Here is a 7,191-nt window from a genome sequence, read left to right on the forward strand (position 1 = left end):
GTCGGATTGGTGGCCGAGGGGCTGGGGGTGGCGCTGGCCACCGAGCTCGCGCTGTCCGGGGTCCCGGCCACGGGCTCGGTGCGGTCCATGCCGGTCGAGCCCGCCATGACCCGCCGCATCCTCGCCGTCACCCTGCCCAAGCTCGAGACGGTGCCCGCGGTGCGCGCGGTCATCGATGAATTGCAGGCGACCGCACCGCTGGTGGAGAGTGCCGTCACAGCGTGAATTCGGGTGTCGGCTGAAACACTCGAATCCGGCCCGGCCATTATCGGGAGTTTCACCCCCTATTAGTAATGGTTGGGATTTATTCGCCCAGGTCAGTGCCTAAAAATGATTCGCTCGACTAGCGTCGTAGGAGAAATCAGGAACCGACGAAGAGGTTGGAGCCATGGCACTGGCAATCGGATCGAGAACGTCGCAAGCCGTCGACGCGGACGATGCTCCGCCGGGTGGCCGCTGGCGCGCCGCCCTCGCCGCCGCCGGGCCCGTCATGCTCGGATACCTGCCTGTCTCTTTCGCTTTCGGCGTACTGGCCCCCACCTTCGGGGTACCGGCCTGGGCGGCGATCGCCATGTCGGCCTTCGTCTTCGCGGGCTCCTCGCAATTCGCGGCGCTCGGCCCGCTACAGACCGGCATTTCCCCGATCTCCATTGTTTTCACCACTTTTCTGGTGAATTTGCGGCATGCGCTGTACTCGCTCACCGAGGCCCCGAACCTGGCCGGTTGGGCGCGGCGCGACAAGCTGGGTTTCGCCTGGCAGTTGACCGATGAGGCGTTCGCGGTGCATTCCACCGAATTCGCCAAACGGCAGCGCTCGGCCGCCGAATGCCGGATTTTCAATCTCCTCATCCACTTCGCCTGGGCGGGATCGACCGCGCTGGGCTGCGTGGCCGCCGAATTGATCCCCGACAGCCGGGCGCTGGGGCTGGACTTCGCGCAGACCGCGATGTTCCTCGCGCTGCTGGTGATGATGGTCAAGGGGAGCCGTGAGGTGAAGGTCGCGTTGCTGGCCGGAGTGCTGGCCGTCGCGTTGACCGCCGTCGGGTTGCCGCTGTGGGCCGTCGTGGTGCCGACCGTCGTCGGGGCCACCGCCGGACTGCTGCTCGAGCGCCGCGCCACGCACACCGCCGCGGCCTCGGCCGAGACGGGCACTGTCGAAGAGAGCCTGTCATGAGCACCACCACCCTGATCTGCGTCCTGATCGGCATGACCGCCGTCACCTACGGAATCCGTTCCCTGCCACTGCTGCTCGCCGATCGCTTCACCATCTCCGAATCGGTACTGCACTGGATGGCCTACATTCCGCCGGCCGTGCTGGCCGCGCTGATCGCGCCGTCGGTGTTCGTCCCGGACAACGCGACCCACGCCCTGAACCTGGATGTGGCCAACCCACTGCTGCTTTCCGCCCTGCCGACGCTGCTGGTGGCGTGGCGGACCAAGAACATGTACGCCACCGTCGGCACCGGTGTCGTCATCCTCGCCCTGCTCCGGCTCGCCGGACTCTGACCAAAGGAAATCGTGATGACCACCGTGACCACCACCGTCGAGGAAACCGACATCAACCGCTACGACCTCGACTACCGCACCTGGCTGCGCGAATCCGTGCGCAAGGTGCAGGCCGACGGCAACCGCTCCGCCGACACCCACCTGCTCACCATCCCGCTACCCGCCGAATGGGGCATCGACCTGTACCTCAAGGACGAATCCACCCATCCCACCGGCAGTCTCAAGCATCGGCTGGCGCGGTCGCTGTTCCTGTACGCGCTGTGCAACGGGTGGATGCGGCCGGGCGCGCCGGTGATCGAGGCGTCCAGCGGGTCGACCGCGGTCTCCGAGGCGTACTTCGCCAAGCTGATCGGGGTGCCGTTCATCGCCGTGATGGCGCGCTCCACCGTGCGCTCGAAGATCGACCTGATCGAATTCCACGGCGGCACTTGCCATCTGGTCGACAATCCGGGCGAGGTGTACGAGGTCGCCGCGCGGTTGGCCGCCGAGACCGGCGGGCACTACATGGACCAGTTCACCTACGCCGAGCGCGCCACCGACTGGCGGGGTAACAACAACATCGCCGAATCGATCTTCCGTCAGCTCGAACAGGAACGGTACCCGGAGCCGAGCTGGATCGTGGCGACCGCGGGCACCGGCGGCACCTCCGCGACCATCGCCCGCTACGTGCACTACACCCAGCGCGACACCGGCATCTGCGTCGCCGACCCGGAGAACTCCACCTTCCTCGAAGGCTGGCGCACCCTGGACCGAAACGTCACCTCCGACAAGGGATCCCGCATCGAGGGCATCGGCCGCCAGCGCGTCGAACCCAGCTTCATGCCGCACGCCATCGACCGCATGATGCGCGTCCCCGACGCCGCCAGCGTGGCGACCGTCCACCTCCTGGAACGCCTCCTCGGCCGCCGCTGCGGCGGCTCCACCGGCACCGGCGTCTGGGCCTCGTTCCAGATCGTCTCCGACATGCTCGCCCGCGGCGAAAAGGGCAGCGTCGTCACGCTGTTGTGCGACCCGGGCGAGCGCTACTTGGACAAGTACTACAGCGACGCCTGGCTGACGCAGGAGAAGATCGATCCGACGCCGTATTCCGCACGGCTGGAACACTTCCTGCTCACCGGCGACCTGTCCCGCTGATACCCGCGCGCGGCGTTACTTTCGGCTGCGGTATTCGGCGATTTCGCGGGCGCGGAAGTCCATGTTGTCGCTGGAGTGGAAGTACGCGAAGACCCCCACTGTCGCGATGCCCGCGAGGATGAGCGTTGTCATGATGTTCCGCCCTTCGTCTTCGGAGGTGAACAAACCTGCCACCGAGCCTAGGTTTGCTCACCACCGGTCGACAATGCGATGGGATCGACAGCACACCCACCCACCCCGGACTCACATCGGCGGCCGAATGTGATCTGCGTCTACTCGGTGCCTGATCGGCCGACCCGGACTTCCGGATCGGCAACGTCCTGCCCCGGGTCGTATCCGCCGCGCCCCGCAGTCGCGGAAATCACTGCGATACAAGCACTCCCGATGTCCATAAGTGGTTGCGACGGAGCCTCGCGAGAGTGATCATGGCGAAGGGATCGCAGCTGCGATCCCAGGAACATGGCACCAGAACCGGTTGCCTTTGGGGGAGTCGAAATGATCACCGGAATCCTGCTCGCAGTCCTGCTCGCCGCACTCGTAGCGCTGACCTGGCGCACCGTATCCAGCGCTACCACCCGAAAGTCACACCAGCTCAACCACGAGGCCGACGCCGCCGGCACCCCCCACACCTGGGTGTGGAGCTGGATTCGCTGAGCACGTCATCTCAGCCCACGGTCTGGCGGTGACACCGCCAGACCGGTGGGCGTTGATACTGACCGGTGTGGAGGATGTCGAGGTCGTTGTCGCCCATCGAGAGCGCGTGACCGTGCGGGTTGGTGCGGTGTTTCTGAAGATCGACGGTGATCAGGCTCGGCTCGATGCTGAGGTCGAGGCGATGGTCGCGGCACCCGTTTCGACGGCGGAGATCTTGTGGCGAAAGCCGTCTGTGCTGGCCCTTGCTGCCCTACCAGGAACCCCGCTAGGTCGCCTCGGCGAGCCGACCTCCGCATCTCCGGCGGCGTGGGCTGCGGCGGGTGCCGCCGTGCGAGCGCTGCACGACGCCCCCTCGCCACCCCGACCCGGTCGCTCTCTCGAGCAACTCGCTGCGGAACTCGACGCCGAATGCGCGTGGCTGCTCACGAACAATGTCCTCCCCGCCGACACCATCGCCCGTAACCGCGCCATCGCTGACGCCGCGCTCCGACCGTGGCCACCGGCGTTCATCCACGGTGACCTACAGCCCGCACACGTATTCGTCGACGGGGACACCGTCACCGGCATCCTCGATTGGTCCGAGGCGGCCCAAGGCGACGCCATGTACGACCTCGCCACGTTGACACTCGGTCATCCAGACCGCCTCCGAGACGTGGTGTCGGGCTACGGCACCGCTGTGAACCTCGAGGCGATTCGCGCCTGGTGGTCGCTACGAAGCCTGCGTGGCGTGCGCTGGCTCCTCGAGCACGGCTTCGATCCCGCCGCCCCAGGCTGTGAAATCGACGTGCTCAAAGCCCAAGCGCTACGCGCCTCGGTCTCACGGCCGAAATCCGATACTGACTCGCGTTGAAATTGGGTGTGGGGCAATGGATTCAGTGGACTGATCGATGCCCTCGGAAGGTGCACAAGCGAACTCGACCGAAGACAACTCACCAGCGGCGACCGACTCGAAGTCGAATTCCTCAGGGATGCCGAGTGGCACATTCTGGAGGCGAAAGTGGACGAATCCCCTCCAGGGTGTGCCACTCGGTGACGAGGGGTGTTAGGGGGGACGGCGGTTGAGGGGATGCTTGCCGACTTGGTCGCCAGGTGCTGTGGATGAACGTGGGTGGACTCAACGTGGCCAGCCGGGTATCGGGGGAAGTGCTGGAAGGGGCTGGTCCAAGGTTCGGGGGGTTGTGGGTCGCAGGTCGGCGGGGACAGGGTTGTCCGGCAACGCTGAACACCGGTCCACGAATTGTTGATCGGCACGTCCGACCGCGTTGAAGCTCCAGGCGCCGAAGACATCCGTGGAGGGGTAGCGCGCCGGACCTTCACCCACTGACGTTTGTTGTGCGCCAGCGTTTGTCGGCACACGCAACTCGATCCAGTCGGCACGAGTAATCAAGCTCGCGGCACCGTCGCTGGTCGTGTAGCGGTCGTCCTTGGGGTAGCTGAGAGCGTTGTCCCAGGAGCACGCCGTGATGCGCCGAACCTCGCCCTTTCGCTCGACTTCCATGACACGCCAGTAGTAGGTCCCGTACGCAGACACCACCCGTTTCGGGCTGTCGTAGTAGAAGAGCGACGCAGGCAAAGTGTTGTCCGGGGAACGGATGAGGGATGACAGTTTCGCCTCGTATCCGGGATACGCGGCGCTGGTTCCCACCTGCATCGAAATATCCCATGACTCGAAGAAGGCGCGCGCGACAACAACTTCGGGTGAGGTCAGTTCGACGCCATCGCTGGCCGACCATACGTAGTTGTACCGAATTCCTTCAGGTATCGCGTATTTCGATTTCTCGGCAGCTTCGCCAGAGCATCCGGATATCGCGAGCGAGACCAACGCGGCGATCACACCGAGGGGGGAACCTCGACGCATTAGTTGCCTCACCAGTTCGCTCGAGTTGGATTGGAGGTACCGCCTGGTGGAGCTGTATCGGGTGCGGGACCGGCGACTGACGTCGAGCTTAGAAAACTGTGGGCAAACCGCGATCACGGGGGCTTGGATTTCGGGGAGTGGCTGTCGGTGGTCAGGGGGTGAGGGGTTTGCGGCGGGGGAGGACTCGGCGGTGGGTGATGCGCCAGCCGGTGGGGGTGCGGGTGAGGGTGTCGTCGTAGGTGACGCTGGCGGTGGTGCCGTCGAGGTTGATGGCCAGGCCTTTGGAGAGGGTGTGGGCGGCGGTGGGGGTGGGGGGGGTGACGATGATGTTGGTTACGTGGTGGGCTACGGGGTTTCGGTCGCCTAGTTGGAGGGCCAGGTCGCGGAGGGCGGGGATGCCTGTGACTATGCCCGCGTTGTAGGCGGTGAGGTCGTAGTGGATGTCTTCGGTGAAGATTTCGGGGAAGCGGTCGAAGTCGCCGGTGTCGCTGAGGTGGCCGTGTAGGGAGAGGAGTTCGTGGATGGCTAGGCGGTCGGCGGTGGTGATCGACATGGGTAACATCGTGCACTGAGGTCGGCGGCGGGGTGGGGTGAGGGTGGGATGGGCTGCGGCAGAAGGTTGTTCACGCTGATGGTGGTTGTGGGCGCGGTGGTGCTGAGTGGGTGTGGATCCGGCGGCACCAAGGTGGGGGATTCCATGACGCCGCCTGCAACGACGTCCGGGTCCACGTCCGCAACGACGTCAGGGTCGGCGTCCACGACGACGTCTGCGGCGGTGGCCGTTCAGGGGTCGGACTTCGGGGATCCGCGGTCACCGGGGACCTACGTATTCGCTACTGTCGATGGGAAGTTTCGGTGCATGCTGGTGACCAGCGCGCATCAGCCCGCCGAGGTGACCTGCGGGCCCGATCCGCAGAACGGCGGGGCGTTTCCCGGTGATCTGCCCGCGGTTACCGACCGCGACCCGGGGCGAAACCGGACTGCCGCACCGAATCTCATCGATCTCATCGTCGGTCAGCCGCCCGCGCTGCTGCACAGCAAGCTCTCGCCGGTATTCGATGTGAACGCGACTTTCGGGGCGCTGCCCGCCGGAAAGACCCTCACGGCAGGCACACTCGGTTGCGACGTGGACGAGCGCACCGGCGTCGGCTGCCGTGATCAGACGGGGCACGGATTCCGGATCTCCACCGCCGCGGCCACCCTGCAACCGACCGGTCCGATGCCGACCGAGACCGTCGTCGCCGGGCTGGGCGTCGATGCGCAGGGGAATCTGACCTACCGGAACACGGTGCCCGACAAGCCCGATACCGCGAACGCCGTACCCGTGCCCGACGGCCCCACACTGTCGGCACCGTTCGCCGCCGACGCGACCATCATGTCGATCGCCACCGGCCCGATGTGCCAGCAGCCCGCCGATCACGTCACCGTCCTGCCCAACGGTCACGCCGATCAACCCTGCACCGTCGATCGAATGCGCACCGCCCCCGGGCTGAACACCGCTGTCGCGATGCTGCGCCTGATGGACGGCCATGTGGTCGGCCTCTGGGAATTGTCGCGGGGCTGAGGTCCTCGAGCACGGGGCCGAGGTCCCACCGACAGAGGCCGAGAATCCCTGCCGGGCGGTGACTTCCGGCGGTGCCGCGGACCGTCCGGCCACGGCATGCTCTACAGCACCGAATGGAAGGGCGACAGCGGTCGCCGGTCTCGCGGGCGCGAAGGAGGTGGTCGACACGACGGAAGCGACTCCACAGTGACCCCATGCCCCCGTCGAGGCACCCCCGAAAGTGCTCAGATACCCGTCGACGGGGGCATTCGCCTGCCACACCGGCACCCAGCGCAAGCGGAAGGGATCAGGGCAGCGGCACCGTCCAATGCACCCGCGTCCCACCGGATTCCCCGACCTGGACGCCGAAGCTCCCACCCCGCCGCCGCGCCCGCACCTCGAGATTCGCCAGCCCGCTGCGCCGCGCCGCGCTCCGATCCAGACCCACCCCGTTGTCGGTGACCTCGACGCTCACATCATCGGCCACGCTCAGCAC

The 7,191-nt window shown here is 66.2% G+C and carries 9 protein-coding genes and 1 pseudogene; 7 read left to right on the forward strand and 3 right to left on the reverse strand.

The genetic code is table 11. From position 1 onward, the window contains the following. The 6 genes from ACWELQ_RS32485 to ACWELQ_RS32510 all read left to right on the forward strand — a co-directional run. On the forward strand, window positions 1–225 hold a 225-nt coding region (locus tag ACWELQ_RS32485), incomplete at its 5' end, for a LysR substrate-binding domain-containing protein (RefSeq protein ID WP_452400855.1). Window positions 226–388: 163 nt separating this feature from the next. After that, a complete protein-coding gene (locus tag ACWELQ_RS32490) occupies window positions 389–1,174 on the forward strand; it encodes an AzlC family ABC transporter permease (RefSeq protein WP_452400856.1) in 786 nt (261 codons plus the stop codon). Then, the gene (locus ACWELQ_RS32495; RefSeq protein WP_452400857.1) at window positions 1,171–1,506 is read left to right on the forward strand and encodes an AzlD domain-containing protein; all 336 of its coding nucleotides are present in this window, start codon (window positions 1,171–1,173) and stop codon (window positions 1,504–1,506) included. The genes ACWELQ_RS32490 and ACWELQ_RS32495 overlap by 4 nt, the downstream gene beginning before the upstream one ends. Window positions 1,507–1,521: 15 nt before the next feature. Further along, window positions 1,522–2,640, forward strand: coding sequence for a PLP-dependent cysteine synthase family protein (locus ACWELQ_RS32500; protein WP_452400858.1), 1,119 nt, complete (start codon window positions 1,522–1,524; stop codon window positions 2,638–2,640). 495 nt (window positions 2,641–3,135) lie between these two features. Continuing rightward, on the forward strand, window positions 3,136–3,294 hold the full coding sequence (locus ACWELQ_RS32505) for a hypothetical protein (RefSeq protein WP_452400859.1): 159 nt from the start codon (window positions 3,136–3,138) through the stop codon (window positions 3,292–3,294). Window positions 3,295–3,322: 28 nt separating this feature from the next. Then, window positions 3,323–4,144 (forward strand): phosphotransferase, encoded by an 822-nt coding sequence (locus tag ACWELQ_RS32510; RefSeq protein ID WP_452400860.1) that lies wholly within the window; start codon window positions 3,323–3,325, stop codon window positions 4,142–4,144. Window positions 4,145–4,408: 264 nt separating this feature from the next. Here ACWELQ_RS32510 and ACWELQ_RS32515 read toward each other — a convergent pair whose 3' ends face one another. Together ACWELQ_RS32515 and ACWELQ_RS32520 are read right to left on the reverse strand one after the other, a co-directional pair. Further along, on the reverse strand, window positions 4,409–5,128 hold the full coding sequence (locus tag ACWELQ_RS32515; RefSeq protein WP_452400861.1) for a hypothetical protein: 720 nt from the start codon (window positions 5,126–5,128) through the stop codon (window positions 4,409–4,411). A gap of 175 nt (window positions 5,129–5,303) precedes the next feature. Further along, on the reverse strand, window positions 5,304–5,705 hold the full coding sequence (locus ACWELQ_RS32520; protein ID WP_452400862.1) for a nuclear transport factor 2 family protein: 402 nt from the start codon (window positions 5,703–5,705) through the stop codon (window positions 5,304–5,306). Between the two features lie 306 nt (window positions 5,706–6,011). Between ACWELQ_RS32520 and ACWELQ_RS32525 the strand changes: the two genes are divergently transcribed. After that, window positions 6,012–6,716, forward strand: coding sequence for a hypothetical protein (locus tag ACWELQ_RS32525; RefSeq protein WP_452400863.1), 705 nt, complete (start codon window positions 6,012–6,014; stop codon window positions 6,714–6,716). Between the two features lie 286 nt (window positions 6,717–7,002). On the opposite strand, the pseudogene ACWELQ_RS32530 reads toward ACWELQ_RS32525, so the two are convergent. Then, window positions 7,003–7,191, reverse strand: a pseudogene (locus tag ACWELQ_RS32530) (histidine kinase); the annotation flags it as partial.

It is taken from the genome of Nocardia sp. NPDC004722, assembly GCF_053601505.1.